28 protein-coding genes are annotated in these 25,837 nt (G+C 60.4%); 12 read left to right on the top strand and 16 right to left on the bottom strand.

Translation table 11 applies throughout. The features are described from left to right. Positions 1 to 65 precede the first annotated feature (65 nt). A complete protein-coding gene (locus ACA075_RS08320) occupies positions 66 to 980 on the bottom strand; it encodes a DUF808 domain-containing protein (protein ID WP_497298056.1) in 915 nt (304 codons plus the stop codon). A 134-nt stretch (positions 981 to 1,114) separates the two neighbouring features. On the opposite strand from ACA075_RS08320, the gene ACA075_RS08315 reads away from it, so the two are divergent. Next, positions 1,115 to 1,735, top strand: a complete 621-nt coding sequence (locus ACA075_RS08315) for a TetR/AcrR family transcriptional regulator (protein WP_497298055.1) — start codon at positions 1,115 to 1,117, stop codon at positions 1,733 to 1,735. A 63-nt stretch (positions 1,736 to 1,798) separates the two neighbouring features. Here ACA075_RS08315 and ACA075_RS08310 read toward each other — a convergent pair whose 3' ends face one another. Both ACA075_RS08310 and ACA075_RS08305 read right to left on the bottom strand, forming a co-directional pair. Then, on the bottom strand, positions 1,799 to 2,866 hold the full coding sequence (locus ACA075_RS08310) for an alpha/beta hydrolase (RefSeq protein ID WP_497298054.1): 1,068 nt from the start codon (positions 2,864 to 2,866) through the stop codon (positions 1,799 to 1,801). 96 nt (positions 2,867 to 2,962) lie between these two features. Then, positions 2,963 to 3,403, bottom strand: coding sequence for a GlcG/HbpS family heme-binding protein (locus ACA075_RS08305; RefSeq protein WP_497298053.1), 441 nt, complete (start codon positions 3,401 to 3,403; stop codon positions 2,963 to 2,965). 267 nt (positions 3,404 to 3,670) lie between these two features. Between ACA075_RS08305 and gcl the strand changes: the two genes are divergently transcribed. The 8 genes from gcl (at position 3,671) to ACA075_RS08265 (ending at position 13,298) form a co-directional block, all read left to right on the top strand. Continuing rightward, a complete protein-coding gene (gcl, locus tag ACA075_RS08300; protein WP_109628623.1) occupies positions 3,671 to 5,446 on the top strand; it encodes a glyoxylate carboligase in 1,776 nt (591 codons plus the stop codon). 138 nt (positions 5,447 to 5,584) lie between these two features. Then, complete coding sequence (gene hyi, locus ACA075_RS08295) at positions 5,585 to 6,367, top strand: hydroxypyruvate isomerase (protein WP_010456880.1); 783 nt, start codon at positions 5,585 to 5,587, stop codon at positions 6,365 to 6,367. A 151-nt stretch (positions 6,368 to 6,518) separates the two neighbouring features. After that, on the top strand, positions 6,519 to 7,409 hold the full coding sequence (locus ACA075_RS08290) for a 2-hydroxy-3-oxopropionate reductase (RefSeq protein WP_497298052.1): 891 nt from the start codon (positions 6,519 to 6,521) through the stop codon (positions 7,407 to 7,409). Positions 7,410 to 7,560: 151 nt separating this feature from the next. Next, the gene (locus ACA075_RS08285; RefSeq protein WP_497298051.1) at positions 7,561 to 8,841 is read left to right on the top strand and encodes a glycerate kinase type-2 family protein; all 1,281 of its coding nucleotides are present in this window, start codon (positions 7,561 to 7,563) and stop codon (positions 8,839 to 8,841) included. Continuing rightward, positions 8,831 to 10,246, top strand: coding sequence for a pyruvate kinase (gene pyk / locus ACA075_RS08280; protein WP_219095640.1), 1,416 nt, complete (start codon positions 8,831 to 8,833; stop codon positions 10,244 to 10,246). The genes ACA075_RS08285 and pyk overlap by 11 nt, the downstream gene beginning before the upstream one ends. A gap of 186 nt (positions 10,247 to 10,432) precedes the next feature. Further along, a complete protein-coding gene (locus ACA075_RS08275) occupies positions 10,433 to 11,347 on the top strand; it encodes an urea transporter (protein ID WP_497298050.1) in 915 nt (304 codons plus the stop codon). Between the two features lie 21 nt (positions 11,348 to 11,368). Then, complete coding sequence (locus ACA075_RS08270) at positions 11,369 to 12,193, top strand: ion transporter (protein WP_219095641.1); 825 nt, start codon at positions 11,369 to 11,371, stop codon at positions 12,191 to 12,193. Positions 12,194 to 12,299: 106 nt separating this feature from the next. Then, entirely contained in the window at positions 12,300 to 13,298 is a 999-nt protein-coding gene (locus ACA075_RS08265) for a sulfate ABC transporter substrate-binding protein (RefSeq protein ID WP_150702741.1), read from the top strand. A 185-nt stretch (positions 13,299 to 13,483) separates the two neighbouring features. Here ACA075_RS08265 and ACA075_RS08260 read toward each other — a convergent pair whose 3' ends face one another. After that, the gene (locus ACA075_RS08260; RefSeq protein ID WP_497298049.1) at positions 13,484 to 14,113 is read right to left on the bottom strand and encodes a hypothetical protein; all 630 of its coding nucleotides are present in this window, start codon (positions 14,111 to 14,113) and stop codon (positions 13,484 to 13,486) included. 234 nt (positions 14,114 to 14,347) lie between these two features. Here ACA075_RS08260 and ACA075_RS08255 point away from each other — a divergent pair, with 234 nt between their 5' ends. Beyond that, positions 14,348 to 15,553: an MFS transporter gene (locus ACA075_RS08255; RefSeq protein ID WP_497298048.1), complete on the top strand. Its 1,206-nt coding sequence runs from the start codon at positions 14,348 to 14,350 to the stop codon at positions 15,551 to 15,553. 110 nt (positions 15,554 to 15,663) lie between these two features. Here the strand turns inward: ACA075_RS08255 and ACA075_RS08250 are convergent, their stop codons facing one another. Together ACA075_RS08250 and ACA075_RS08245 are read right to left on the bottom strand one after the other, a co-directional pair. Further along, positions 15,664 to 16,068, bottom strand: coding sequence for a type II toxin-antitoxin system HicB family antitoxin (locus ACA075_RS08250; protein ID WP_497298047.1), 405 nt, complete (start codon positions 16,066 to 16,068; stop codon positions 15,664 to 15,666). Beyond that, the gene (locus tag ACA075_RS08245) at positions 16,068 to 16,280 is read right to left on the bottom strand and encodes a type II toxin-antitoxin system HicA family toxin (RefSeq protein WP_497298045.1); all 213 of its coding nucleotides are present in this window, start codon (positions 16,278 to 16,280) and stop codon (positions 16,068 to 16,070) included. Before ACA075_RS08245 ends, ACA075_RS08250 begins: the two co-directional genes overlap by 1 nt. A gap of 268 nt (positions 16,281 to 16,548) precedes the next feature. On the opposite strand from ACA075_RS08245, the gene ACA075_RS08240 reads away from it, so the two are divergent. Both ACA075_RS08240 and ACA075_RS08235 read left to right on the top strand, forming a co-directional pair. Continuing rightward, positions 16,549 to 17,268 (top strand): SDR family oxidoreductase, encoded by a 720-nt coding sequence (locus ACA075_RS08240; RefSeq protein ID WP_497298044.1) that lies wholly within the window; start codon positions 16,549 to 16,551, stop codon positions 17,266 to 17,268. A gap of 130 nt (positions 17,269 to 17,398) precedes the next feature. Then, positions 17,399 to 18,286, top strand: a complete 888-nt coding sequence (locus ACA075_RS08235; protein ID WP_497298042.1) for a LysR family transcriptional regulator — start codon at positions 17,399 to 17,401, stop codon at positions 18,284 to 18,286. A 63-nt stretch (positions 18,287 to 18,349) separates the two neighbouring features. Here ACA075_RS08235 and ACA075_RS08230 read toward each other — a convergent pair whose 3' ends face one another. From ACA075_RS08230 to ccmA, 10 genes are all read right to left on the bottom strand, one after another. Then, positions 18,350 to 18,757 carry a hypothetical protein gene (locus ACA075_RS08230; RefSeq protein WP_109628612.1) on the bottom strand — a complete coding sequence of 136 codons (408 nt, stop codon included), beginning with the start codon at positions 18,755 to 18,757 and terminating at the stop codon, positions 18,350 to 18,352. Positions 18,758 to 18,770: 13 nt separating this feature from the next. Then, positions 18,771 to 19,973, bottom strand: a complete 1,203-nt coding sequence (gene ccmI, locus ACA075_RS08225) for a c-type cytochrome biogenesis protein CcmI (RefSeq protein WP_497298041.1) — start codon at positions 19,971 to 19,973, stop codon at positions 18,771 to 18,773. Beyond that, positions 19,966 to 20,439: a cytochrome c-type biogenesis protein gene (locus ACA075_RS08220; protein ID WP_129442231.1), complete on the bottom strand. Its 474-nt coding sequence runs from the start codon at positions 20,437 to 20,439 to the stop codon at positions 19,966 to 19,968. Before ACA075_RS08220 ends, ccmI begins: the two co-directional genes overlap by 8 nt. Continuing rightward, positions 20,436 to 20,972 carry a DsbE family thiol:disulfide interchange protein gene (locus ACA075_RS08215; protein WP_497298039.1) on the bottom strand — a complete coding sequence of 179 codons (537 nt, stop codon included), beginning with the start codon at positions 20,970 to 20,972 and terminating at the stop codon, positions 20,436 to 20,438. The genes ACA075_RS08220 and ACA075_RS08215 overlap by 4 nt, the downstream gene beginning before the upstream one ends. Next, entirely contained in the window at positions 20,969 to 22,957 is a 1,989-nt protein-coding gene (locus ACA075_RS08210; RefSeq protein ID WP_497298038.1) for a heme lyase CcmF/NrfE family subunit, read from the bottom strand. Before ACA075_RS08210 ends, ACA075_RS08215 begins: the two co-directional genes overlap by 4 nt. A 3-nt stretch (positions 22,958 to 22,960) precedes the next feature. Beyond that, positions 22,961 to 23,416 carry a cytochrome c maturation protein CcmE gene (gene ccmE, locus ACA075_RS08205; RefSeq protein WP_008026817.1) on the bottom strand — a complete coding sequence of 152 codons (456 nt, stop codon included), beginning with the start codon at positions 23,414 to 23,416 and terminating at the stop codon, positions 22,961 to 22,963. Next, entirely contained in the window at positions 23,413 to 23,589 is a 177-nt protein-coding gene (ccmD, locus tag ACA075_RS08200; protein ID WP_497298037.1) for a heme exporter protein CcmD, read from the bottom strand. The genes ccmE and ccmD overlap by 4 nt, the downstream gene beginning before the upstream one ends. Beyond that, on the bottom strand, positions 23,586 to 24,341 hold the full coding sequence (locus ACA075_RS08195; protein WP_438662309.1) for a heme ABC transporter permease: 756 nt from the start codon (positions 24,339 to 24,341) through the stop codon (positions 23,586 to 23,588). Before ACA075_RS08195 ends, ccmD begins: the two co-directional genes overlap by 4 nt. 76 nt (positions 24,342 to 24,417) lie before the next feature. Continuing rightward, a complete protein-coding gene (ccmB, locus tag ACA075_RS08190; RefSeq protein ID WP_219095660.1) occupies positions 24,418 to 25,086 on the bottom strand; it encodes a heme exporter protein CcmB in 669 nt (222 codons plus the stop codon). Next, on the bottom strand, positions 25,083 to 25,718 hold the full coding sequence (gene ccmA, locus ACA075_RS08185; protein WP_497298036.1) for a cytochrome c biogenesis heme-transporting ATPase CcmA: 636 nt from the start codon (positions 25,716 to 25,718) through the stop codon (positions 25,083 to 25,085). The genes ccmB and ccmA overlap by 4 nt, the downstream gene beginning before the upstream one ends. Between the last annotated feature and the right edge of the window lie 119 nt (positions 25,719 to 25,837).

Raw genomic sequence — 25,837 nt, 5'->3', positions numbered from 1 at the left:
TTTACGAGAACACCAAAAATTGCCTTGTAGGGTAAGTCTGAAAGAACTGTGGGCACTTAGAGTTTTTAACCTTTCACCGCTTTCCAGATTTTGCTAGCAACCATCACACCGGCCAACACAACGGCACCCGCCAAAATCCCCGCCACCGCATTCAGCAACGTCGGCACGATAAACCCGGCACCGCCAGCCCCTGCGCTGACGCTCTCAACCCAGTGATGAACCACCGGCACGCCGTGGGTGAGAATTCCGCCGCCCACCAGGAACATCGCTGCCGTGCCGATCACCGACAGGCTTTTCATCATGTACGGCGCCGCACGCAGAATCCCGCCGCCGATGCTTTTAGCCATCTGTCCAGGCTTCTGGGTCAGCCACAGGCCGAGGTCATCGAGCTTGACGATACCCGCAACCAGGCCATAAACACCGATGGTCATGACAATGGCGATGCCCGACAGCACGATGACCTGCTGGGTCAACGACGCATCCGCCACGGTGCCAAGGGTGATGGCGATGATTTCCGCCGACAGGATGAAGTCGGTGCGGATGGCGCCCTTGATCTTGTCTTTCTCGAACGCCACCAGATCGACCGCAGGATCGGCCACGGCCTCGACCAGCTCTGCATGTTCGGCGTGGTCTTCAGCCTGGCTGTGCAGGAATTTGTGGGCGAGTTTCTCGAAACCTTCGAAACACAGGTAGGCGCCGCCGACCATCAACAACGGCGTGACCAGCCACGGGATGAACACGCTGATCGCCAGCGCCGACGGCACCAGGATCAGTTTGTTGAGAAACGAGCCCTTGGCCACGGCCCACACGACCGGGATTTCCCGCTCGGCGCGTACGCCGCTGACCTGCTGGGCATTGAGCGCCAGATCGTCGCCGAGCACGCCGGCGGTCTTCTTGGCGGCCATTTTGGTCATCAACGCCACATCGTCGAGAACGGCGGCGATGTCGTCGATCAGCACCAGCAAACTGCTTCCTGCCATGAATCAGGTTTCCTTCTTGAATGAATGCCGCGCAGCATAGCGCGACCGAGCGCCACACGGGGCATTCTTGAGCGCCGCGCGAGCCCGGTGCTACCATGCGCAACCGCCAGAACAGGCAAGGAACCCCCTGGTTTATGAGCACTATCCGCGAGCGCAACAAAGAACTGATCCTGCGTGCCGCCAGTGAAGAATTTGCGGACAAGGGCTTCGCTGCGACCAAAACCAGTGACATCGCAGCCAAGGCGGGATTGCCCAAGCCCAACGTCTATTACTACTTCAAATCCAAGGAAAACCTCTACCGCGAGGTCCTGGAAAGCATCATCGAGCCGATTCTGCAGGCCTCGACGCCGTTTAACGCCGACGGCGTGCCCAGCGAAGTGCTGAGCGGCTACATTCGCTCGAAAATCCGAATCTCTCGCGACCTGCCCTTTGCCTCGAAAGTGTTCGCTAGCGAGATCATGCACGGCGCCCCGCACCTGAGCGCCGACCTGGTCGAGCAACTCAACGGCCAGGCCAAGCACAACATCGACTGCATCCAGACCTGGATCGACCGCGGGCAAATCGCCCCGATCGACCCCAACCACCTGATGTTCAGCATCTGGGCCGCGACCCAGACCTATGCCGACTTTGACTGGCAGATCACGGCCATCACTGGCAAGGCCAAGCTGGATGAAGAGGACTATGAAGCGGCGGCGCAGACGATTATCCGGTTGGTGCTGAAGGGGTGTGAACCGGACCGCCAGACCACGGCCTAACGAAAAGATCGCCAACACCTGCACCGAGCTAACGCTTGGGTAGGAGCTGACGATCTGTTGATCTTAAGCTTCGCTACCCATCATCCAGCGCAACGCTTGCGGCAACGATGTGCGCCAGTCGTCAGGGAACGTGTGCCCAGCATCATGAGTGGTGGATTTAACCTCGTTTCCGTCACTGAACAACTTTCGAAAATCAGCACTCATCTGTTGATTGCCTGGCCCTTCCAGTTTGCCATTGATCACGAACACCTTTTTCCCATGAGCTTTGCTCGTCGTTGGTGTCGGTTGCATACCTCCGGGCGACAGCAGCAGCGCGCCAGCGTAATCGTCCGGGTGCTGCGCCAACAGCGCACCGGCATGTTGCGAGCCTTGGGAGAATCCCATCAGGTAAACATGCTTGCGGTCGATGCATTGCTGCGCCGCCAATTCTTTCAGGCCGTTCTGTACCGCTTTATGCGTGCCTTCAAAGCCTGGGCCGATCCAGCGGAAGCTGTCGACAGCGTTGATCATTTCGGTGCCGTTGATGCCCAGGACGATCGCCCCGGTGTCCGCGAGCGGCTGATAATCCTCATCGACCTCACCATTGACGCCATAACCATGCAGCCAGACCAGCACCGGCCGGCAAGCCGCAGGCACGGGAACACTGGCGGGAGGATTGAGCACCGAAATAGCACCGACCTTGCCTGGCGCGATTTTTTGATAGCGCTGCTGGGCATTGGCCAACACGCTTTTGTAGGTGGACGTTTGGCGCAGATCGGCGAAGTCTTCGTCACCCGCCAACAACGGGCCGAACCACATCCCTCGATCATCGGCCTCCTTCAGAAAGCGCTCCGCCAGTTTGTCATCGCCGCGACGGGCAAAAAGCGCCGCCACCTGATAGGGCGCCAACAATTGCTTTGGGTCTTCACGGCTGGCCGCCAGGTAAACAGCGATGGCCTGCAAGGTATCGGTGTCCTCGAGCTTCTCGGCTCGGGCCATTAATTCGTCAGCGTCTTCGCTGTTGAGTAACGCGGTGACCACCGGGCTGAGTGCCTGGAAGGCGATGTCATCGGCGTCCAGCGTTTCGGCACGCAGAAAGGGAGTACTGAAGGTCATGGCCGCAGCCAAAGTGATGCCAAGAAGCGTCTTCACGCATATCTTCCTTGATAAAAAAACGAGAGGGGCGGCAGTCTATCGACGCCACCCCTCTTCGTCACCACCGCTCTACCGGCAGTATCGATTTATTTATCAAGCCACCACCCCAGCATCCGCCCTCAACCCCACCGCCTCGATCGCACTGATCGCACACTGCTCATCAACATCAGAAAGATCGCCGCTGATCCCCACCGCCCCCAGCACGTTCCCGTCCTGATCCCGTATCAACACACCGCCCGGTGCCGGCACGACGCTGCCCTGCCCCAGGCTGTTCAGCGCGGCGAAGAATGCCGGGCGTTGTTGGGCGTCCAGCGCCAGCAGGCGTGAGCCTTTGCCGAGGGCGATGGCGCCCCAGGCTTTGCCGATGGCGACTTGCGGGCGCAACAGGCTGGCGCCGTCTTCACGCTGCAAGGTAATCAAGTGCCCGCCGGCATCCAGCACCGCGATGGTCAGTGGAGCCGCGGAGATAGCACGCCCGGCGGTGATGGCCTGACTGATCAGGTTGACTGCAACTTTCAAGGTTAAAGCGCTCATGGTGCCGTCCTCATTTTGTTATAGGGAAAGCGGATGGACTGCGCGCTTGCGCCGCAGCCCAATGCAACAAATAGAACACAATTAGTTATTTTTTTGTATACAATAATTCTCGAAAAGCGCCACATGCGACGAAAAGCCACAGCAGAACGGGCTTCCGACAAATGAAACAGTCGCTTGAGAAAATGGATTGACCTGCGCCGTCCGCCGTGAATACACTCTGCGCAAAGCCACTTGTATACAATTACAAAACGTAAGAGGCACAAAACCATGAGCAAAATGAGAGCAATCGAAGCCGCCGTTCTGGTGATGCGCCGTGAAGGGGTTGATACCGCTTTTGGCATCCCGGGCGCCGCGATCAACCCGCTGTACTCCGCCTTGCAAAAGGTCGGTGGCATCGATCACGTCCTCGCGCGCCACGTTGAAGGCGCCTCGCACATGGCCGAGGGCTACACGCGCACCAAGGCCGGCAACATCGGCGTGTGCATCGGCACTTCTGGCCCTGCCGGCACCGACATGGTCACCGGGCTCTACAGCGCCTCGGCCGACTCGATCCCGATTCTGTGCATCACCGGGCAAGCCCCCCGCGCCCGTATGCATAAGGAAGACTTCCAGGCCGTCGACATCACCACCATCGTCAAGCCAGTGACCAAGTGGGCAACCACCGTCATGGAGCCGGGCCAGGTGCCGTATGCGTTCCAGAAAGCTTTCTATGAAATGCGTTCCGGCCGTCCAGGCCCGGTGCTGATCGACTTGCCGTTCGACGTTCAGATGGCTGAAATCGAATTCGACATCGATGCCTACCAACCACTGCCGCTCGCCAAGCCAACCGCTAACCGTGTGCAAATCGAGAAGGCCCTGGCCATGCTCGATCAGGCCGAGCGTCCATTGCTTGTGGCCGGTGGCGGCATCATCAATGCCGATGCCAGCGAATTGCTGGTGGAATTCGCCGAGCTGACCGGTATTCCGGTTATCCCGACTTTGATGGGCTGGGGCACGATTCCGGACGACCACCCGCTGATGGTCGGCATGGTGGGTTTGCAGACATCGCACCGCTACGGCAACGCGACCCTGCTGAAGTCCGACGTTGTATTGGGCGTCGGTAACCGTTGGGCCAACCGCCACACCGGTTCGATCGATGTGTACACCGAAGGCCGCAAGTTCATTCACGTTGACATTGAGCCGACGCAAATCGGCCGCGTATTCAACCCGGACCTGGGCATCGTCTCCGATGCTGCTGCCGCGCTGACCGTGTTCATCGAAGTCGCTCGCGAATGGCAAGCCGCCGGCAAGCTGAAAAACCGCAGCGCCTGGCTGCAAGACTGCCAGCAGCGCAAAGCCAGCCTGCAGCGCAAGACTCACTTCGACAACGTGCCGGTCAAGCCGCAACGGGTCTATGAAGAGATGAACCAGGTGTTCGGCAAAGACACCTGCTACGTCAGCACCATCGGTCTGTCGCAGATTGCCGGCGCGCAGTTCCTGCACGTCTACAAGCCGCGTCACTGGATCAACTGCGGCCAGGCCGGCCCGTTGGGCTGGACCATTCCGGCAGCACTGGGCGTGGTCAAGGCCGATCCGACCCGCAAGGTCGTGGCGCTGTCGGGCGACTATGATTTCCAGTTCATGATCGAGGAATTAGCGGTGGGCGCGCAGTTCAAGCTGCCGTACATCCACGTTGTGGTCAACAATTCGTACCTGGGGCTGATTCGTCAGGCCCAGCGCGGTTTCGACATGGACTACTGCGTGCAGCTGTCCTTCGATAACCTGAACGCTCCGGAACTCAACGGTTACGGTGTCGACCACGTCGCGGTGGCCGAAGGCCTCGGTTGCAAGGCGCTGCGGGTGTTCGAACCGGGTCAGATCCAGCCTGCCCTGCGCAAGGCCCAAGAGCTGATCGAAGAGTTCAAGGTGCCGGTGATCGTCGAGATTATTCTGGAGCGCGTGACCAACATTTCCATGGGCACCGAGATCAACGCCGTCAACGAATTCGAAGACCTGGCGCTGGTCGGCAACGATGCGCCGACTGCGATTTCGTTGCTGGACTAACAGCTGAACGCTCTCCCTGTGGGAGCGAGCCTGCTCGCGATGAGGCTGGCACATTCAACATTGATGTTGACTGTCCCACCGCTATCGCCAGCAGGCTGGCTCCCACAGGGGATCTGCACATACTTTCGGGAGACCACCATGCCGCGTTTCGCAGCCAACCTGTCCATGCTGTTCACTGAGCAGGATTTTCTTGCCCGTTTCGAAGCGGCCGCCAAGGCCGGCTTCAGTGGTGTCGAATACTTGTTCCCCTACGACTTCAGCTCTGCCGAGATCAAGGCCAAGCTCGATGCCAACGGTCTGACCCAGGTGCTGTTCAACCTGCCGGCCGGTGACTGGGCCAAGGGCGAACGCGGTATAGCGTGCCTGCCGGATCGGGTTGAAGAGTTCCGCGCCGGTGTCGATCTGGCGATCGCTTACGCGAAAGTGCTGGGCAACACCCAGGTCAACTGCCTGGCGGGTATCCGTCCACAAGGCGTCGACGATGCCACTGTGGAAAAAACCTTCGTCGCCAACCTCAAGTACGCCGCCGACAAGCTGCAAGCGGCGGGCATAAAACTGGTGATGGAAGCGATCAACACCCGCGACATCCCGGGTTTCTACCTGAACAACACCGCGCAAGCCCTGTCGATTCGCGAACAGGTCGGCAGCGCAAACCTGTTCCTGCAATACGACATCTACCACATGCAAATCATGGAGGGCGACCTGGCCCGCACCATGGCTGCGCACCTGGGCGAGATCAACCACATCCAGTTGGCCGACAACCCTGGGCGCAACGAACCGGGCACCGGTGAAATCAACTACCGCTTCCTGTTCGAACACCTGGACCGCATCGGTTATCAGGGTTGGGTTGGCTGCGAATACAAGCCGCTGACCACCACTGAAGCGGGCCTGGGCTGGCTAAAAACCCATAACGCGATCTGACACAGATCCTTGTAGGAGCCGGCTTGCTGGCGATCGCCTCACCGCGGTGTCTATGACAGACCTCGTCGCCCGGATCGCCAGCAAGCCGGCTCCTACAAAAGCAGTACTCCCCCATTGCTTGAAGCAGCAATAAAAACAAGAGGAATTTCTCATGGCTAAAATCGGATTTATCGGCACCGGCATCATGGGCCACCCAATGGCGTTGAACCTGCAGAAAGCCGGTCATAGCCTGTTCCTGTCGGCGCACCACGACGCCGCACCGGCCGACCTGATTGCCGGTGGCGCCATTGCCCTGGCGAACCCGAAAGAAGTCGCCCAGGAAGCTGAAGTCATCATCATCATGGTGCCGGATACCCCGCAGGTCGACGACGTGCTGTTCCGCGCCGATGGCGTTGCGGCCGGCGTGGGCAAAGGCAAAATCGTCATCGACATGAGCTCGATTTCGCCGACGGCCACCAAAGCCTTCGCGGCCAAGGTCAACGAAAATGGCGCTCAATACCTCGACGCGCCAGTGTCCGGTGGTGAAGTCGGCGCCAAGGCCGCGACCCTGAGCATCATGGTCGGCGGTGATGCCGATGCCTTCGAACGCGCGCTGCCGCTGTTCCAGGCCATGGGCAAGAACATCACCCTGGTCGGTGGTAACGGCGACGGTCAGACCGCAAAAGTGGCGAACCAGATCATCGTGGCGCTGAACATCCAGGCCGTGGCCGAAGCGCTGCTGTTCGCCGCGAAAAACGGTGCTGATCCAGCCAAGGTCCGTGAAGCGCTTATGGGCGGTTTCGCTTCGTCGAAGATCCTCGAAGTGCACGGCGAGCGCATGATCAAAGGCACCTTCGACCCGGGCTTCCGCATCAGTCTGCACCAAAAGGATTTGAACCTGGCCCTGCAAGGCGCCAAGGAGCTGAACATCAACCTGCCGAACACCGCCAACGCCCAGCAAGTGTTCAGCACCTGCGCGGCCATCGGCGGCAGCAACTGGGACCACTCGGCGCTGATCAAGGGCTTGGAACACATGGCGAATTTCTCGATTCGCGATAAGTAAGCCACCCTGCCCCAACCTGTGGGAGCTAGCCTGCTAGCGATGAAACCAACGCGGTGTGTCTGATAGACCTCGGCGCCTGAATCGCTAGCAGGCTAGCTCCCACAGGGATCTGTGTTGCCCTTTCAAATAACAAGAAATCCGGGAGCCCGCCATGTCGGTCAATCCGCAACAATTCCTGCGCGAGCTGTTTGCCACAGCCATCGACGCGGCCCATCCGCAGCAAGTCCTCGAAGCCCATTTGCCCGCCGATCGCAGCGGTCGGGTGATCGTCATTGGCGCCGGCAAAGCCGCCGCGGCCATGGCCCAAGTGGTGGAGCGTTGCTGGCAGGGTGAAGTCTCCGGTCTGGTGGTCACCCGTTACGGCCACGGCGCCCCGTGCGAAAAAATCGAAGTCGTCGAAGCGGCTCACCCGGTGCCGGACGCTGCCGGTCAGGCCGTCGCCAAGCGTGTGTTTGAACTGGTCAGCAACCTGACCGAAGACGACCGCGTGATCTTCCTGCTCTCGGGCGGCGGTTCTGCGCTGCTGGCCTTGCCGGCGGCCGGCATCACCCTCGCCGACAAGCAATCGATCAACAAAGCCCTGCTCAAATCCGGCGCGACCATCGGCGAGATGAATTGCGTGCGCAAGCACCTCTCGGCGATCAAGGGCGGGCGCCTCGGCAAGGCCTGCTGGCCGGCCACTGTTTATACCTATGCGATTTCCGATGTGCCGGGCGACCTCGCCACGGTCATCGCCTCCGGCCCTACCGTGGCCGACCCGAGCACTTCCGCCGAAGCGCTGGCAATCCTCAAACGCTACGGCATCGACGTCCCGGCCTCGGTGCGCACCTGGCTGCAAAGCCCGGAATCGGAGACGGTCAAACCCGGCGATCCAAGCCTGGCGCGCAGTCATTTCCAGTTGATCGCCCGTCCGCAGCAATCGCTTGAAGCGGCGGCCGTGAAAGCACGTCAGGCCGGTTTCAGCCCGCTGATCCTCGGCGATCTGGAAGGCGAATCCCGCGAAGTGGCCAAGGTGCATGCGGGCATCGCTCGTCAGGTCGTGCTGCACGGTCAGCCATTGGCAGCGCCGTGCGTGATCCTCTCGGGCGGCGAAACCACCGTCACCGTGCGCGGCAATGGCCGTGGCGGGCGCAACGCCGAATTCCTGCTGAGCCTGACCGACAGCCTCAAAGGCCTGCCCGGTGTCTACGCCCTGGCCGGTGACACCGACGGCATCGACGGCTCCCAAGACAACGCCGGCGCCATCATGACCCCGGACAGCTACGACCGCGCCGCCGCCCTCGGCCTGAGCGCCAGCGACGAGTTGGACAACAACAATGGCTACGGCTATTTCGAGGCGCTGGACGCACTGATCGTCACCGAACCGACCCGCACCAACGTCAACGACTTCCGCGCCATCCTGATCCTCGAGAGCCCTAAACATGACGCCTGATAAAAAGGTCAAAATCCTCGCCACCCTCGGCCCTGCCACCGACGGGATCGATGACATCCGTGAGCTGGTGCAGGCCGGGGTCAACATCTTTCGCCTGAACTTCAGCCACGGCGATCACGCCGACCACGCCCAGCGCTATCAGTGGATTCGTGAAGTCGAGCGCCAGCTCAATTACCCGCTGGGCATCCTGATGGACTTGCAAGGCCCGAAACTGCGGGTCGGCAAGTTTGCCGAGGGCAAGGTGCAATTGCATCGCGGTCAGGCGCTGCGTCTGGATCTTGACCCGACGCCGGGGGATGAGCGCCGGGTCAACTTGCCTCACCCGGAAATCATCGCCGCACTCGAGCCTGGCATGGACCTGCTGCTGGATGACGGTAAGCTGCGTCTGCGCGTGGTCACCAAGTACGCCGACGCCATCGACACCACGGTGCTCAACGGCGGCGAACTCTCGGATCGCAAAGGCGTGAACGTGCCGCAAGCGGTGCTGGAATTGAGCCCGCTGACCGCCAAGGATCGCCGCGATTTGAGCTTCGGTCTGGAGCTGGGTGTGGACTGGGTCGCGCTGTCGTTCGTGCAGCGACCGGAAGACATCCGCGAAGCCCGCGAACTGATCGGTGACAAAGCGTTCTTGATGGCCAAGATCGAGAAGCCATCGGCAGTGACTCAGCTACGGGAAATTGCCGAGTTGAGCGACGCGATCATGGTCGCGCGCGGTGACCTGGGCGTGGAAGTGCCGGCGGAAAGCGTGCCGCAGATTCAGAAAAACATCATCAGCCTCTGCCGCGAACTCGGCAAACCGGTGGTGGTGGCGACGCAGATGCTCGAATCGATGCGTTTCTCCCCGGCCCCGACCCGCGCCGAAGTCACTGACGTGGCCAACGCCGTGGCTGAAGGGGCCGATGCGGTGATGCTGTCGGCGGAAACCGCCTCCGGTGAGTACCCGCTGGAAGCCGTGCAGATGATGAGCAAGATCATTCGCCAGGTGGAAAACGGGCCGGATTATCAGGCGCAACTGGACGTGAGCCGGCCAAAGGCCGAGGCGACGGTTTCTGACGCAATCAGCTGCGCGATCCGCCGCATCAGCAATGTGCTGCCGGTGGCGGTGCTGGTGAATTACAGCGAGTCCGGGACGTCGAGCCTACGTGCGGCGCGGGAGCGGCCGACGGTGCCGATCCTCAACCTGACGCCGAACCTGCAGACGGCGCGCCGCTTGACGGTGGCGTGGGGCGTGCATTCGGTGGTCAATGATCGGCTGCGCCAAGTGGATGAAGTGTGCTCGACAGCGCTGGAGATTGCGCAGGCCCAAGGCATGGCGCAGCGTGGGGATACCTTGTTGATCACGGCGGGTGTGCCGTTTGGGCAGCCGGGGTCGACTAACTCGTTGCGTATCGAAACCCTGATTTAACAAATCACCCTGTGGCGAGGGAGCTTGCTCCCGCTCGACTGCGCAGCAGTCGTCTGGCATGACGGTTCCAATAGAAAAACCGCATTTGCCCAATTGGGGCCGCTCCGCAGCCCAACGGGGGCAAGCCCCCTCGCCACAGGTTTTGTGCAAGACCTTTTGATTTTCCCTCTGCCCCCAGACTTCATCATGCCTGCCAACCACTTCAACACCCACTGCCCGGACTGGGCGACTGCCCTGCTCAACGGCTTCAGCCAGATCTTTCTCCAGCGCCATCCGCTGTGCGGTCTGCTGTGCCTGCTGGCCATTCTTTTCACCGCGCCCGCCCTGCTCGGCGGTGCACTGCTGGGCGGTGTCGCGGGGCTGCTCACCGCGCAACGACGCGGCTACGCCAAGGCCGATCGACAGGCCGGGCTCTTCAGTTACAACGGTATTTTGCTCGGCTTGCTGCTGAGCCTGTATTTCCCCTGGTCAGCGATGTTGCCGCCGCTGATCATCGCTGTGGGTGGACTGAGCGCGATGTTCACTCAACAGTGGCTCAAACGCGTCCGGGTCAGCCACTACCTGCCTGCCTATACGGCGCCCTTCGTAGGGCTGGGCTGGTTGCTCCTGTGCTTCGCCACCCCCTCGACAAAAGCGCATCTAATCGAAATCAACACGCTGAACATGCTCGCCGCACCGCTGAAAGGCTTCGGCCAGGTGATGTTCCTCGGTCATCCGCTGGCCGGTGCGATGATTGCCGTGGGTTTGCTGATCGCTGATCGCCGCGCATTCTGCTGGGCGTTGTTGGCGTCTGTCGCGGGCATGGGCTGGAGCCTGCTGCATCATGACGTTTACAGCGCATTGATCGGCCTCGGTGGCTATAACGCCGTACTCGCCGCCCTCGCCTTGAACTCGCTGCGCCAGCATCCGTGGCTGCCACTGGTCGGCATTGCATCAGCGCTGTTGCTGACCCCGGTGTTTGCCGCCATCGGTCTGCCAACGCTGACCGCGCCGTTCATCCTCTCCGGTTGGCTGATCCGCACGGTTGTTCAAATGCTCGGCAAGCGCCCTGTCGCCCTTACGCCTTGCACTATTGAGGAGAATCAACCTAGGCTTCGCTGATCATTGGTTCAGGCGGTATCCATGGACAGCAGCAAAAACTGGCGTGAAGAGCTTTACGTCATGGTTTTCCAGAGCGACACCAAAGCGGGGCGGCGCTTCGACGGCATCCTGCTGTTGATCATCCTCGCCAGCATCGTGATTGTGATGCTCGACAGCATCGACTCCATTCACCAGAACTACGCCAACGTGCTGGCGAACATCGAGTGGGGCTTCACCGTCATCTTCGTCATCGAATACGGCTTGCGCCTGTACTGCTCACCCAAGCCATTGCGCTATGCGTTCAGCTTTTACGGGCTGGTGGATTTGCTGGCGATCGTGCCCGGCATCCTGGCGCTGTATTACGCCGATGCGCAGTACCTGTTGATCATCCGGATCATTCGGATGCTGCGGATTTTCCGCGTGCTCAAGCTCAGCCCGTACCTCAAGCAAGCCAACTATTTGATGTCGGCGTTGCGCGGCAGCAAGCAGAAAATCGTGGTGTTTTTGGTCAGCGTCTGCACGCTGGTGACGGTGTTCGGCACGCTGATGTACGTGATCGAAGGCCCGGAACACGGGTTCACCAGCATTCCCAAAGGTATCTACTGGGCGATTGTCACGCTGACCACGGTGGGCTTCGGCGACATCGTGCCCAAGACGCCGTTGGGCCAGGTGATTTCGTCGCTGGTGATGATTACCGGTTACTCGATCATCGCCGTGCCCACCGGGATTTTCACCGCCGAACTGGCCAACGCCATGCGCGGTGAACAGCTGCAACACGACTGCCCGGTGTGCAAGAAGAACAGCCACGAACATGGCGCAGCATTTTGCTCCCGTTGCGGCAACGCACTCTTTAAGAAACTGGAATAAGCAAAGTGCTTTTTAATCTTTAAAGGCCTATGTGAGCCCAGTTATAGTCGCTGGCAAATTGACTCACTTTTAAATAAAAACATCTTTTTAGAACAAGGAATGCGCAGTGAAAAAACTCTTTGGCGCCTCACTTCTGGCCGCTGGCCTGGCACTGACCAGCGTGGCTCAGGCCGCACCAACCCTGCTCAACGTTTCCTATGACGTGATGCGCGATTTCTACAAGGACTACAACACTGCCTTCCAGAAACACTGGCAAGCCGAGCACAACGAAAACATCACCCTGCAGATGTCCTTCGGCGGCTCCAGCAAACAGGCGCGGTCGGTGATCGATGGCCTGCCGGCAGACGTCATCACCATGAACATGGCCACCGACATCAATGCCCTGGCGGACAACGGCAAACTGGTCCCGGACAACTGGGTCACCCGCCTGCCGAACAACAGCGCACCGTTCACCTCGGCCACCGTGTTCATCGTCCGCAAAGGCAACCCGAAAGCCCTTAAAGACTGGCCGGACCTGCTCAAGGACGGCGTGCAAGTGATCGTGCCGAACCCCAAGACTTCGGGCAACGGTCGCTACACTTATCTGTCCGCCTGGGGTTACGTGCTGAAAAACGGCGGTGACGAGAACAAGGCCAAAGACTTCGTCGGCAAGCTGTTCAAGCAAGCGCCAGTACTGGATACCGGTGGCCGTGCAGCCACCACCACGTTCATGACCAACCAGATCGGCGACGTGCTGGTGACCTTCGAAAACGAAGCGGAAATGATCGCCCGTGAGTTTGGTCGTGACCAGTTTGAAGTGATCTACCCAAGCGTCTCCGCTGAAGCCGAGCCGCCAGTATCGGTGGTCGACAAAACCGTCGACAAGAAAGGCACCCGCGCCGCGGCCGAGGAATATTTGAAGTACCTGTGGTCGCCGGAAGGTCAGGAAATTGCGGCGGCCAACTACCTGCGTCCGCGTGATCCGGCAGTGCTGGCCAAGTACACCGATCGCTTCCCGAAAGTGGATTTCCTGTCGGTGGAGAAGACCTTTGGTGACTGGCGCACCGTACAGAAGACTCACTTCAATGACGGTGGGGTGTTTGATCAGATTTACAGCGGTCAGTAATTCCTGAGCCCAACGAAAAGGCGACCTGATGAGGTCGCCTTTTTTGTGGCACAAGATTTGTGTTCACTGATAATCCCCTGTGGGAGCGGGCTTGCTCGCGAAGAGGCCGTGTCAGTCGACATCAATGTTGAATGACACACCGCTTTCGCGAGCAAGCCCGCTCCCACAGGGATTTCGATTCGCCGTTACATTGGCGGTGTGACGCCATCCTTGCCCGCAGAAATGGATTGCGCGGTGAGCGTCCCGTCAGCACTTTGGCTCACAAACGTTACGATCTTCACCCCTACCTTCAGCAAACTCCGATCTCCCGGCATCAGATTCACGATCGGCACATCCTCCGGCACCAGGATCTTCTGCTGGCCGCCCTTGTAGTTGACGGTCAACACCCGGCCATTACTGACCACCAGATCGCCCACGCTGCCGTTGGTCATGCTGCTGCCCTTGACCAAATCGAACGGCCGATGTCCGTCGCCGCTGCCCGCCAGCTCCGGTGGAAAGACGTGGACCTCCAGCGCTTTCAAGGTGCCATCGTCTTGCGCAATGGCCGCTGAACCAATGTAGCTACCGGGTTTGATGTCTTCGATATTGGCCAGGGTAACGGCTCTGACCTTGGTGTCGCTGGTCAGGTTGATCACCACGTTTTCGCCAGTGTTGACGTGGACTTTCAAGACGTCGGGGCTGACCCCGGTGATCTCGCCGCGCACACCGATGCGCAGGCCCGGCGCGTCTGCGGCCTGGGCCAGACCCGCCGTGAACACGCCGATCAAGGTAACCACTGAAGCACCGCGTATAAGGTGACGAAACATCGCATTCATGGAAGTGCCTTCCGGTTGTAAATCGTGAAGGAGAACATAAGCACGCTATCGAACAGGATGTAAGTGAATGTATCATCGGACCTTGATATTTTGACGCAAGGTTTATCGATGGACAGCACTCACGTCCGTCACTCATTCCGCAAAGGAATGATTGCTATCACTCCAATCCCTCTTCTGCCGAATCCGTTACCTCTTTAGCCTGCGCGCATTCCCTTCTGTTCAGCGAGACACGTTATGAACCCAGCGACTCAGGTGCCCCACGGCACCGCGACAATGACCAAAGGCATGGTGCTGCTGTTCGCCTTCTGCTGCGGCGCGATTGTGGCCAACATCTACTACGCCCAGCCGATTATCGGCCTGATCGCGCCGGACATCGGCCTGACCAGCACCATGGCCAGCCTGATTGTGTCGCTGACCCAGATTGGTTACGCGCTTGGCTTGTTCTTTTTGGTGCCGCTGGGCGACCTGCTGGAAAACCGTCGACTGATGATCATCACCACCGTGGTGGCGATTGCCAGCCTGTTGGGCGCAGCGTTTACCGATCAGCCGAATGTGTTTCTGCTGATCTCGTTGCTGGTGGGTTTCAGTTCGGTGTCAGTGCAGATCCTGATTCCGCTGGCGGCGCACCTTGCGCCAGAGGAGTCACGCGGTCGGGTCGTCGGCGGGATCATGGGCGGGTTGTTGCTGGGGATTCTGTTGGCGCGGCCGGTGTCCAGCGTGGTGGCTGACCACTTTGGCTGGCGCGCAATGTTTGTAATCGCGGCGGTGTTGATGGCGGCGATCAGCGTGGTGCTGGCATTGACGATTCCCAAGCGTCAGCCTGATCACAGCGCCTCTTATGGCCAGTTGCTGGGGTCTCTGTGGACACTGTTGCGTCAGCAACCGGTGTTGCGTCAGCGCGCGTTCTACCAGGGCTGCATGTTCGCCACGTTCAGCCTGTTCTGGACCGCTGTGCCGCTGGAACTGGCACGCAATCACGGCCTGTCACAGACGCAGATCGCGATCTTCGCCCTGGTCGGTGCCATCGGTGCGATTGCCGCGCCTATCGCCGGACGCCTGGCCGATGCCGGCCACACCCGCATCGCCTCTTTGCTGGCGCTGTTGTTCGCCAGCCTGAGCTTCCTGCCGGCGTTCATCCACCCGGTCTACAGCGTCATCGGCCTCGCAGTCACCGGCGTGGTGCTCGACTTCTGCGTGCAGATGAACATGGTCCTCGGCCAACGCGCGGTCTACGCCCTCGATGCCAAAAGCCGCAGCCGCTTGAATGCGTTGTACATGACCAGCATCTTCATCGGCGGCGCATTTGGTTCGTCGTTGGCCAGCGCAGTGTATGAACATGGCGGCTGGCTGTGGATCGTGATCGTGGGCAGCGCGTTTCCACTGTTGGCGTTGTTGCGGTTTTTGAGTGTTTCGCCGAAGGTTGCGTTGACAACTGCATAAGGTCAAAAGCTTCGCGGGCAAGTCGGATCGCCGCATCGCACGCTCCCACTGGTTGTTCGCCAAACCAGTAGGAGCGAGCCTGCTCGCGATAGCGATGTATCTGACACGACTCAGTACCGAACCAACTTCTCCATCGCCGCATCGGCCAGAAAGGACGAGCGGCTTTTGACATTGTGCTCGCGCACATACCGATCAATACGCTGAATCACAAAGCCAGGCAGCGTCACGTTGACCTTCTCGGTTTTGCCCATGTACGACGAGATATCCAGCTCCAGCATTCCCCACCCCATGTCGGCGAAGTCCGGGTTTGCTCGGTGAGTAGCTGCTGAAGTCGGCATCGGAATCAGCTCCCCGTCAGACGCTATCTCTTGAAGCATGATGTGAGCAACCTCGACCGCCGCGTTGTAAGCATCTTCAAACGTATCCCCAGCCGTAACAGCGCCCGGAATATCGGGGATCTGAATACCGATAGCGGTGTTCTCGTCTCCCCACTCGATACAGATTGGATATTGCATTATGGATCTCCTGCGTTGCTGGCTCCTGGGCAGTACAGCCCGGCTCGCCTCCTGATGCTCTTGACCGTCCCGATCGGTAAATCCTTCTTCGGATGTGGGACGGGTATCGTGTACGGGTTGTATCGGTGTTTGAAGATATGATGACTGCCGGCAATCCGATCCAGTACCCATCCTGCGTCCTCCAACGCCTTGATCAATAGCCTGCTCTGCACCAATAGCCTCCTTGCTCAGGCCCAAACAAAAGTAACCCTAGAGTTATCTTTACTCAAGCACAGAAATCAGGATAACGACGCTCGGTTGTTTTACAGAGTGTTATCACAGGCCCAGGAATGGATCCTTTTGCTCCGTGTGATTTGTAACGCCGGGGCCAACCCGGATTACACTCAACGCCCAGAGCCTGAAGCGATGCCGGATGCGATTCGCGGCTGACCCGTTCAACGGCCACCTGCCCCGGCGGCCTGTTCTTTCAAGGAGTTTGCAATGACCCGACGTACCTTTCTCATTACCGGTGCCAGCAAAGGCATCGGCCGGGCAGTGGCCGAACATCTGGACCGTGCGGGGCATCGGGTGGTCGGGATTGCCCGGACCCCGGACCTGTCCTTCCCCGGCATTTTGTTTCCACTGGATTTGAGTGACCGAGCGCTGACCCAGGAAGTGCTGGCGGATCTGTCCAGGACGTATGAATTTGATGGACTGGTGAACAACGTCGGCCTGGTTCGCCCGCAAGTGCTGGGCGAAATCGACCTCGATACGTTTGATGACGTGATGCGGGTCAACCTGCATTCGGCGTTGCAGGCCACCCAGGCGCTGCTGCCGAACATGCGCGCCAAGGGCTGGGGTCGGGTGGTGAATATTTCCAGTTTGACCGTGCTTGGCATCACCCAACGCACGGCGTACGCGGCGGCCAAAGCGGCGCTGATCAGCTTCACGCGTTCCTGGGCGCTGGAACTGGCGCAAACCGGTGTGACGGTGAATGCCGTGGCGCCGGGGCCGACGGAAACGGAACTGTTCCGCACCAACAATCCGCCGGGCAGCGAAGGCGAAGCGCGGTATCTGGCGGGTGTGCCGATGGGGCGTCTGGGGCAGCCGCATGAGATCGCGGCGGCGATTGCGTTTTTGTTGTCGGAGCAGAGTGGATTTATCACCGGGCAAACGTTGTTTGTCGACGGCGGTTCTTCAATCGGCAAAGCCGCGTTCTGACCAACAACACAAATCCCTGTGGGAGCTAGCCTGCTAGCGATGGCGGACTGTCAGTCACATTAATGTTGGATGTGCCGCCATCATCGCGAGCAGGCTCGCTCCCACAGTTTGATCTTCACAAGGACCTGAGATGGACCGCCTCGGCGCAATGGAAACCTTCGTCTACGTGGTGGAAACCGGCTCGTTTTCCGCCGCCGCCCGGCGCCTGAATATCGGCCAGCCCGCCGTGTCGAAAACCATTGCACAACTGGAGTCGCGTCTCGCGGTTCGACTGCTGTTGCGCTCGACTCGCGGCTTGACGCCCACCGAAGCCGGGCTGGCCTTCTTCGAACGCGCCAAGCGCGCCATCGAAGAAGCCAATGAGGCCGACAACGCAGCACGCGGTGCCGCCAGCGGTCTGACCGGCAACCTGCGGATCTGCGCTGCCGTGACCTTCGGCCGACTGCACATCGTTCCGCACCTCGGACCGTTTCTCGATCAGAATCCGGACCTGAACATCGACCTGATGCTCGACGACCGTAACGTCAATCTGGTCGAGGAAGGCATCGACATCGCCCTGCGCATAAGCGCCCAGAGCGACTCCGGCCTCACCGCCCGCAAAATCGCCGAATGCCGGCGCGTCGTGCTAGGCACGCCCGCCTATTTTGATATACACGGCGAGCCCACTTGCCCGACAGACCTGAGCAAACACCAGGCAATCGCCTACACCTTGGGTGGCGGTGCCAACTGGCAGTTCCGCAACGGAACAGATGAGCAGTCAGTCATCATCAGCGGGCGAATCCGCGTCAACGCCGCCGAAGGCCTGCGTGCAGCCGTGCTCGCCCATCAAGGGCTGACCCTGGCCTCGGAGTGGATGTTTGCGCCGGAACTGGCCAACGGTGCGGTCAGGGAAGTGATGAAGGAGTGGACCTTGCCGAATCAGGACCTTTGGGCGGTATTTCCCACCGGCAGGATGGCCAGCGCGAAGGCTCGGGCGTTTGTGGAGTTTGTGCTGGGGTTGATGGCCAGGGAGACCTGAATCACTGAGGATCATTGCAAACCCGAGACAGCAAAACGGCGATCCGAAGATCGCCGTTTCTGTTTACTCCCCGAACTGCCGCCCCAACCCACCCGGCACACCATGGATATTGGTCTCTTCCCATGGCCCGTTCGGGCTGATCGACCGGCTCCAGCCGTTGTTCCAGCGGTAGTAGGTGCGCTGGCGGTAGAAGGTGTTGGGTTGGTCATCAAGCACATAGACGCCAAGCTTGGCATCCCAATGGCTGTTGCCCCCCGGTGGCGGCGCGAAGCTGGCGGAAGTGCGTGGCAGCGGCTTGGCGGGTTTGGCCGGGGTGGTCGGTTTACTCGGCGCTGTCGAGGGCGCCGGTTTGGTACTTGGCTGCGACGGCGGGATCGGTGGCGGGGTTGGCTGCTCAGGGGGCCGTTGGACCGCACAAGCGCTTAACCCCAGGACCAGACTGAGCAGGGTGATACGAGCGATGGCGGTCATGGGCGATTTCCTGTTATTTGTCCGGGCTGTCGATGGTCAGTTTTTGCGCTGCGGTGGTGGTGCTGGCCAGGGGCTGGCTGCGACCGATCCATTCGCCGGCAGTCGGTTGGCCGGCGCGGGAGATGCGCGCAACCAGTTGGACTTCAGGGAAGTTCGACAGTTTCAACTGCGGCATCATTGCGTCGGCATCGCCCAGTTCGACGGTGGCCGGCAAGTCGGCAACGGTCAGGCGCTTGGCGGCCAGTGGTGCCGGTGGACCTGAGGTGGCGCGGGCGAATATGAACACGCTGTCGCCGGGCTGGACCTTGGCTTTCAACTCGGGCGCCAGATCGACGGTGACCTTAAGCTTCGCTGCCGCTTTGGCCACTGGGGCCTGGGCGACTTTGCCTCCGCTGGCTTCGAGTTTCTCGGTGGCCCGCGTGATGCCGCCTTGCAGCGCGGCACGGGAACTGTCCTCCGGCGGCAGTTGCGCCAACAGGCGATTCCAGTAGTCGATAGCGTCCTGATACCGCTGGCTTTCAAACGCCGCGATGCCCAGCAGGCCAAGGCTGGTGACTTCTTTCGGATCGGCTTTCAGCGCTTCGTCAGTCAACGCCTGAATCTTGTCCGACCACTTTTTGCCATCGGCGAAGTACTGGGCCTGGGCCCATTGGCCGAGCAGCTCCGGCTGACGACCGGCCAGGTTCACCGTGCGCTCGAAGATCTTCGCCGCGTCGCCAGGACGGTCCTGAGCCATGTACGTGCGACCGAGGAAGTACAAGCCCTCAGCCGAATCCGGCTGCGCCGCGACCGCGCGCTCCAGACGCTGGGTCATCTCTTCCATCGACTGCGGCGCCCGGGCGAATTCGCGGGTCAGTTCAACCTTGTCGCTGGCACCGTAATGCAGGTACAAGCCCAGCCCCAGGACCGGCACCAGAATCGCAGCCAGCAAGGGCCACAGTTTGCCCAGGCGCGCCACGCGCGGTGCCTCGACGCCTTCGGTGTCGGCGAGCAGTTCACGGGCAGCTTCGGCGCGACCGGTTTCCAGTTGCGCAGCGTTGAGCACGCCCTCTTCCTGCTCGGTTTGCAACTCAGCCACGCGCTCCTGATACAGCGCGACGTTCAGGGCAGTACGATCCTCTTCGAGCTGTGCACGACGGCCACGCAAAACGGGGATCAGCAGAAAACTCAGGGCAACCAGAAGTAGCAGACCTGCAGCGAGCCAGAAATCAATCATTCTTGGTTTTATCCAACAGGTGGTCGAGGCGCTCACGCTCCTCTGCAGAGAGCTCATCCTTGGTGTCAGCGCGTTGCACGCGACGACGGCGGACGATCACGGCGATGATCACAAAACCGCCCAGCAACAGGCCGGCGGGGCCGAACCAGAGCAAAGCGGTCTTGGCGTTCAGAGCGGGTTTGTAGCGGACGAAATCACCGTAGCGATCAACCATGAAATCGATGATCTGCTGATTGTCCTTGCCCTCGCCCAACATGCGGAAAATCTCTTTGCGAAGGTCGGCGGCGATCGGAGCGTTGGAATCGGCGATGTCCTGATTCTGGCACTTGGGGCAACGCAGCTCTTTGGTCAGCTCGCGAAAACGCTCGCGATCGCCTTCTTTGGCGAACTCGTAGGTGTCGATGGCGGCATGGGCAACACCGGCCATGCTCAAACCCAATACAGCGGCGGCTATCCAGCGCTTCATGGCTTGGCCTCATCGACCAGTGCCTGATACTTGGCCGCCAGTTTTTCGCGCCAGACCTGCTCGTCGATCACCCCGACGAACTTGTCGCGGATGATGCCTTTGGCGTCGATGAAAAAGGTTTCCGGGGCGCCGTACACACCGAGGTTCAGGCCAAGGGAGCCCGCATCATCACGAATGTCCAACTGGTACGGGTTGTGGAATTCCGCCAGCCACTTCAAGGCGTCGGCGTTGACGTCCTTGTAGTTGATGCCGTAAATCACCACGCCCTTATCGGCCAGTTTGTTCAGCACCGGGTGCTCGACCCGGCAGGAAATGCACCAGGTGCCCCAGACGTTGACCAGTGCCGGTTTTCCGAGAATGTCGGCTTTGGTCAGGGTCTTGTCGCCCTGCACCGCTGGCAGGGAAAACTCCGGGAACGGCTTGCCGATCATCGCCGAAGGCAACTCGGCCGGGTCCAGGTACAACCCGCGATACAGGAAAACAGCCACCACCAGAAAAATCGCCAGTGGCAATAGCATTAACCAACGTCTCATGCAGTGGCTCCCGTCATGCCCAGCGCTTCACGCACGCGGCTTTTCACCTTGACCCGATAACGGCGATCCAGCGCCGCCAGCAACCCGCCGAAACCTGTCAGCAGGCCGCCGAACCAGATCCAGCGCACGAACGGTTTGACGTGCACGCGCACGGCCCAGGCGCCATCGCCCAGCGGTTCGCCGAGTGCGACGTAGATATCACGGGTGAAACCGGCGTCGATCCCGGCTTCGGTCATCACCGAGTTCTGCACGGTGTAGAGGCGTTTTTCCGGGTGCAGCACGCTGACTTCCTTGCCGCCCTTGATCACTCGGACGGTGCCCTTGTCGGAGGTGAAGTTCGGGCCTTCGTAGTGCTTGGCGCCTTCGAACACGAAGTGATAACCGGCCAGGTCCATGGACTCGCCCGGTGCCAGACGCAAATCGCGCTCGGCACTGTTCTGGCTCGACAGCACGACGCCAAGGGCGCACACGGCGATGCCCAAGTGCGCGATCTGCATGCCCCAGTAGCTGCGGGTCAGAGTCGGCAGGCCTTTGATCAGGCCTTTGTGGCGGGTCTTGTCGAGGATGTCGCGGACACCGGCCAGCAACACCCAGGCCGCGAGCATGAACGTGGCAATCACCGCCCAGTTGAAATCGCCATAAGCGACGCCGGCCACCACGGCCAACGCGGCACTGCCGAGCAACACCGGCGTGAGCATGCTCATCAGCCATTTGACCGGGGTGTCTTTCCAGCGCACCAGCATGCCGACGGCCATCACCATCATCAGCAACGCCATCAACGGAATGAACAACGCGTTGAAGTACGGCGGGCCGACCGACAGCTTGGCGCCGGTCATCGCATCGAGAATCAGCGGATACAAGGTGCCGAGCAGAATCATCGACGCCGCCACCACCAGCACCAGGTTATTGCCCAGCAGCAGGGTTTCCCGGGACCACAGGTTGAAGCCGACGTGGCTCTTCACCACCGGGGCGCGCAGGGCGAATAGCGTCAGCGAGCCGCCGACCACGAACAGCAGGAAAATCAGGATGAACACACCGCGCTCCGGGTCGGAGGCAAACGCGTGAACCGAGGTCAGCACGCCGGAACGCACCAGGAACGTACCGAGCAAGCTCAACGAGAACGCGGCGATGGCCAGCAACACGGTCCAGCTCTTGAACACGCCACGTTTTTCCGTGACCGCCAGCGAGTGAATCAGCGCCGTACCGACCAGCCAAGGCATGAACGAGGCGTTTTCCACCGGGTCCCAGAACCACCAGCCGCCCCAGCCGAGTTCGTAGTAGGCCCACCACGAACCCAGGGTGATGCCGATACCGAGGAAGGCCCAGGCAACGATGGTCCATGGACGCGACCAGCGCGCCCACGCCGCATCAAGGCGACCGCCCATCAGCGCCGCAATAGCGAAGGCAAATGCCACCGAGAAACCGACGTAACCCATGTACAGCATCGGCGGGTGAACGATCAGACCGATGTCTTGCAGGAGCGGATTGAGGTCCGCGCCGTCGCTGGGCACTTGGGGCAGGATGCGTTTGAACGGGTTTGAGGTGAGGATCAGGAACAGCAGGAAACCCGTGCTGATCATGCCCATCACCGCCAGCACCCGGGCCAGCATCACTCGCGGCAACTGCCGGGAGAACACCGACACCGCGAAGGTCCAGCCACCGAGGATCAAGGCCCACAGCAGCAGAGAACCTTCGTGGGCGCCCCACACCGCGCTGAACTTGTAGTACCACGGCAAGGCGCTGTTGGAGTTGCTGGCCACGTAGGCGACGGAGAAGTCGTCGGCCATGAACGCGTAGGTCAGGCAACCGAAGGCGAACAGCAAAAAGGCGAACTGGCCCCAGGCCGCTGGCTGCGCGAGGCTCATCCACAAACGGTCACCGCGCCAGGCGCCGAGCAACGGCACGATGGCCTGGACCAGCGCAAAACAGAGCGCCAGGATCATGGCCAGGTGGCCGAGTTCAGGAATAAACAGTGCGGATGTCATCGATCAACCCTCCTTCGCGGGCGTTGGAGCAGATTGACCGCTGTCTTTCAAAGCCTTGGTCACTTCCGGCGGCATGTACTTTTCATCGTGCTTGGCCAGCACTTCGTCGGCCACCACCACGCCGTCGGCGTTCAGTTTGCCCAGCGCCACGATGCCCTGCCCTTCACGGAACAGGTCCGGGAGGATGCCGCGGTAGCTGATGGTCACGGATTTGTTGAAGTCGGTGACGATGAATTTCACGTCCAGCGAATCGCCGGAACGTTGCAGCGAGCCCTTCTCGACCATGCCACCGGCGCGGATGCGCGTGTCTTGCGGGGCTTCGCCGTTGGCGATCTGGGTCGGGGTGTAAAACAGATTGATGTTCTGCTGCAGAGCGCTCAGGGCCAGACCGACCGCAGCGCCGACACCCACCAGGATCGCGAGAATGATGATAAGACGCTTTTTGCGCAGCGGATTCACTTGCCGTTCTCCCGGCGCAAACGACGCGCCTCTTGTTGCAGATACCGCTTGCGGGCCAGGATCGGCGCCGCCACGTTGAGGGCCAGCACCGCCAGGCAGATGCCATAGGCTGACCAGACATACAGGGCGTGATGGCCCATGGCAAGGAAGTCGCTGAATGAAGCAAAACTCATCGCGCGGCCTCCAGACTGTTCTGCACTTCAGCTTTCACCCAGCTCGCCCGGGCTTCGCGCTTGAGCACTTCAAGGCGCATGCGCAGCAACAGCACGGCGCCGAAGAAACAGTAGAAACCCAGCACCGTCAGCAACAATGGCAGCCACATCTCGGCGGGCATGGCCGGTTTTTCGGTGAGGGTGAAGGTCGCGCCCTGGTGCAGGGTGTTCCACCACTCCACCGAGTATTTGATGATCGGGATGTTGATCACGCCGACAATCGCCAGCACCGCGCAAGCCTTGGCCGCGCTGTCACGATTGCTGATCGCGTTGCCCAGCGCAATGAGACCGAAGTACAGGAACAGCAGAATAAGCATGGACGTAAGTCGCGCATCCCAGACCCACCACGAGCCCCAGGTCGGTTTGCCCCAGATCGCGCCGGTGACCAGCGCCACGGCGGTCATCCAGGCACCGATGGGCGCCGCGCATTGCAGGGCGACGTCGGCCAGTTTCATTTTCCAGACCAGCCCGACGATGCCGCACACCGCCAGCATGACGTAAACGGACTGCGCCAGCATGGCGGCCGGAACGTGGATATAGATGATGCGAAAGCTGTTGCCTTGCTGGTAGTCAGGCGGCGCGAAGGCCAGGCCCCAAACGACACCGATGCCGATCAGCAACAACGCAGCGATGCTCAGCCACGGCAGCAATTTGCCACTGATGCCGTAAAACCATTTGGGCGAGCCGAGCTTATGAAACCAGGTCCAGTTCATTACTGTTTCCATCACGGTTGCTCTTCGCTTTGAAGAGCCAAAGGGTCTTTACTGGTTAAAATTTAACCAGACCTCATTATTCGCCGACGCTGATCTTCAGGCCAGCAGCTATTGCAAACGGTGTCAGGGTTATCGCCAGGGCGGTCAGGCTACCAAGCCACAAGAGATAACCGGTCGCCGGCATGCCCTGCAACGCCGCCTGCAAGGCGCCGCTGCCAAGAATCAACACCGGGATGTACAGCGGCAGAATCAGCAGCGCCAGCAACAGGCCGCCGCGTTTCAATCCTACCGTCAGGGCTGCGCCCACCGCACCGAGCAGGCTCAGCACCGGTGTACCCAGCAATAAAGTAAGCAGCAACACCGGCAGACAGGCGGTTGGCAAACCGAGCATCAACGCCAGCAGTGGAGCGAGCAAAACCAGTGCCAGGCCTGAGAAGGCCCAGTGTGCCAGTACCTTGGCCAAAACCAGAAGAGGCAGGGGGTGCGACGAAAGGACCCACTGTTCAAGCGATCCGTCTTCGAAATCACTGCGGAAGAGCCCGTCCAGCGAGAGCAGGACCGATAAAAGAGCCGCGACCCAGACCAGTCCCGGAGACAAGGTTTGCAACAATTGAGACTCTGGACCGACCGCCAAAGGGAACAGCGAAACGACGATCGCGAAAAAAACCAGCGGATTCGCCAATTCAGCCGGACGGCGGAACAGCAGACGGGCCTCACGGGCGACCAACAGGCCGAAAACACTCATACGGCCCACTTCCCCAGATCGATATCGCGATAGCTGGCCGGCATCCGACTCAGCGTGTGGTGGGTGGTCAGCACCACCATGCCGCCGCGCTCACAGTGGGCGGCCAGGTGTTCTTCGAGCTGCGCCACGCCTTGTTTATCGAGCGCGGTGAACGGCTCGTCGAGGATCCACAGCGGCGGGCTGTTCAGGTACAGCCGAGCCAACGCCACGCGGCGCTTCTGGCCGGCGGACAACGTGTGGCAGGGAACATCCTCGAAACCGCGCAGTCCGACATCGGCCAGCGCTTGCCAGATCGCTTCATGGGAAGCCGGTTGATGCAGGGCGCAGAGCCAGGTCAGGTTCTCCTCCGGCGTCAGCAAGTCCTTGATCCCGGCGGCATGCCCGATCCACAGCAGGTTGCGCGCCAGTTCAAGGCGCTGATCGTTCAGCGGCTGGCCGTTTAGCAGCACTTGCCCGGCGGTCGGCTGCATCAGGCCGGATAACAGACGCAGCAGGCTGGTCTTGCCGCTGCCGTTGGGGCCGCTGATTTGCACCATTTCGCCACTGGCCAGTCTCAATTCGAGATTTTCGAAGAGCAGCCGAAGGTCTCGCTCACAAGCGAGGGCAACGGTTTGCAGGACAGGACTGGTCAAGAGATCACGGGCCTTTTGCGGTTCAAGTCGGCGGCGGAACGGCCGCTAAAGAGATGCAGCATAGATGCATTGGCGGCCTGTTCTAGAGAGCTGCGTCAAACAAATGCAATGTTTTCGCC

It is taken from the genome of Pseudomonas sp. LBUM1663 (assembly GCF_059695905.1).
Note: the sequence above shows the minus strand (reverse complement) of the source record. Positions and strands in the feature narration are given on the sequence as shown.

What these genes read in the sequence shown, in the direction of transcription:
- ACA075_RS08320 (WP_497298056.1), bottom strand. Translation starts at nt 980, where the DNA reads ATGGCAGGAAGCAGTTTGCTGGTGCTGATCGACGACATCGCCGCCGTT.
- ACA075_RS08315 (WP_497298055.1), top strand. Translation starts at nt 1,115, where the DNA reads ATGAGCACTATCCGCGAGCGCAACAAAGAACTGATCCTGCGTGCCGCC.
- ACA075_RS08305 (WP_497298053.1), bottom strand. Translation starts at nt 3,403, where the DNA reads ATGAGCGCTTTAACCTTGAAAGTTGCAGTCAACCTGATCAGTCAGGCC.
- gcl (WP_109628623.1), top strand. Translation starts at nt 3,671, where the DNA reads ATGAGCAAAATGAGAGCAATCGAAGCCGCCGTTCTGGTGATGCGCCGT.
- hyi (WP_010456880.1), top strand. Translation starts at nt 5,585, where the DNA reads ATGCCGCGTTTCGCAGCCAACCTGTCCATGCTGTTCACTGAGCAGGAT.
- ACA075_RS08290 (WP_497298052.1), top strand. Translation starts at nt 6,519, where the DNA reads ATGGCTAAAATCGGATTTATCGGCACCGGCATCATGGGCCACCCAATG.
- ACA075_RS08285 (WP_497298051.1), top strand. Translation starts at nt 7,561, where the DNA reads ATGTCGGTCAATCCGCAACAATTCCTGCGCGAGCTGTTTGCCACAGCC.
- pyk (WP_219095640.1), top strand. Translation starts at nt 8,831, where the DNA reads ATGACGCCTGATAAAAAGGTCAAAATCCTCGCCACCCTCGGCCCTGCC.
- ACA075_RS08275 (WP_497298050.1), top strand. Translation starts at nt 10,433, where the DNA reads ATGCCTGCCAACCACTTCAACACCCACTGCCCGGACTGGGCGACTGCC.
- ACA075_RS08270 (WP_219095641.1), top strand. Translation starts at nt 11,369, where the DNA reads ATGGACAGCAGCAAAAACTGGCGTGAAGAGCTTTACGTCATGGTTTTC.
- ACA075_RS08260 (WP_497298049.1), bottom strand. Translation starts at nt 14,113, where the DNA reads ATGAATGCGATGTTTCGTCACCTTATACGCGGTGCTTCAGTGGTTACC.
- ACA075_RS08255 (WP_497298048.1), top strand. Translation starts at nt 14,348, where the DNA reads ATGAACCCAGCGACTCAGGTGCCCCACGGCACCGCGACAATGACCAAA.
- ACA075_RS08250 (WP_497298047.1), bottom strand. Translation starts at nt 16,068, where the DNA reads ATGCAATATCCAATCTGTATCGAGTGGGGAGACGAGAACACCGCTATC.
- ACA075_RS08240 (WP_497298044.1), top strand. Translation starts at nt 16,549, where the DNA reads ATGACCCGACGTACCTTTCTCATTACCGGTGCCAGCAAAGGCATCGGC.
- ACA075_RS08235 (WP_497298042.1), top strand. Translation starts at nt 17,399, where the DNA reads ATGGACCGCCTCGGCGCAATGGAAACCTTCGTCTACGTGGTGGAAACC.
- ACA075_RS08230 (WP_109628612.1), bottom strand. Translation starts at nt 18,757, where the DNA reads ATGACCGCCATCGCTCGTATCACCCTGCTCAGTCTGGTCCTGGGGTTA.
- ccmI (WP_497298041.1), bottom strand. Translation starts at nt 19,973, where the DNA reads ATGATTGATTTCTGGCTCGCTGCAGGTCTGCTACTTCTGGTTGCCCTG.
- ACA075_RS08220 (WP_129442231.1), bottom strand. Translation starts at nt 20,439, where the DNA reads ATGAAGCGCTGGATAGCCGCCGCTGTATTGGGTTTGAGCATGGCCGGT.
- ACA075_RS08215 (WP_497298039.1), bottom strand. Translation starts at nt 20,972, where the DNA reads ATGAGACGTTGGTTAATGCTATTGCCACTGGCGATTTTTCTGGTGGTG.
- ACA075_RS08210 (WP_497298038.1), bottom strand. Translation starts at nt 22,957, where the DNA reads ATGACATCCGCACTGTTTATTCCTGAACTCGGCCACCTGGCCATGATC.
- ccmD (WP_497298037.1), bottom strand. Translation starts at nt 23,589, where the DNA reads ATGAGTTTTGCTTCATTCAGCGACTTCCTTGCCATGGGCCATCACGCC.
- ACA075_RS08195 (WP_438662309.1), bottom strand. Translation starts at nt 24,341, where the DNA reads ATGAACTGGACCTGGTTTCATAAGCTCGGCTCGCCCAAATGGTTTTAC.
- ccmB (WP_219095660.1), bottom strand. Translation starts at nt 25,086, where the DNA reads ATGAGTGTTTTCGGCCTGTTGGTCGCCCGTGAGGCCCGTCTGCTGTTC.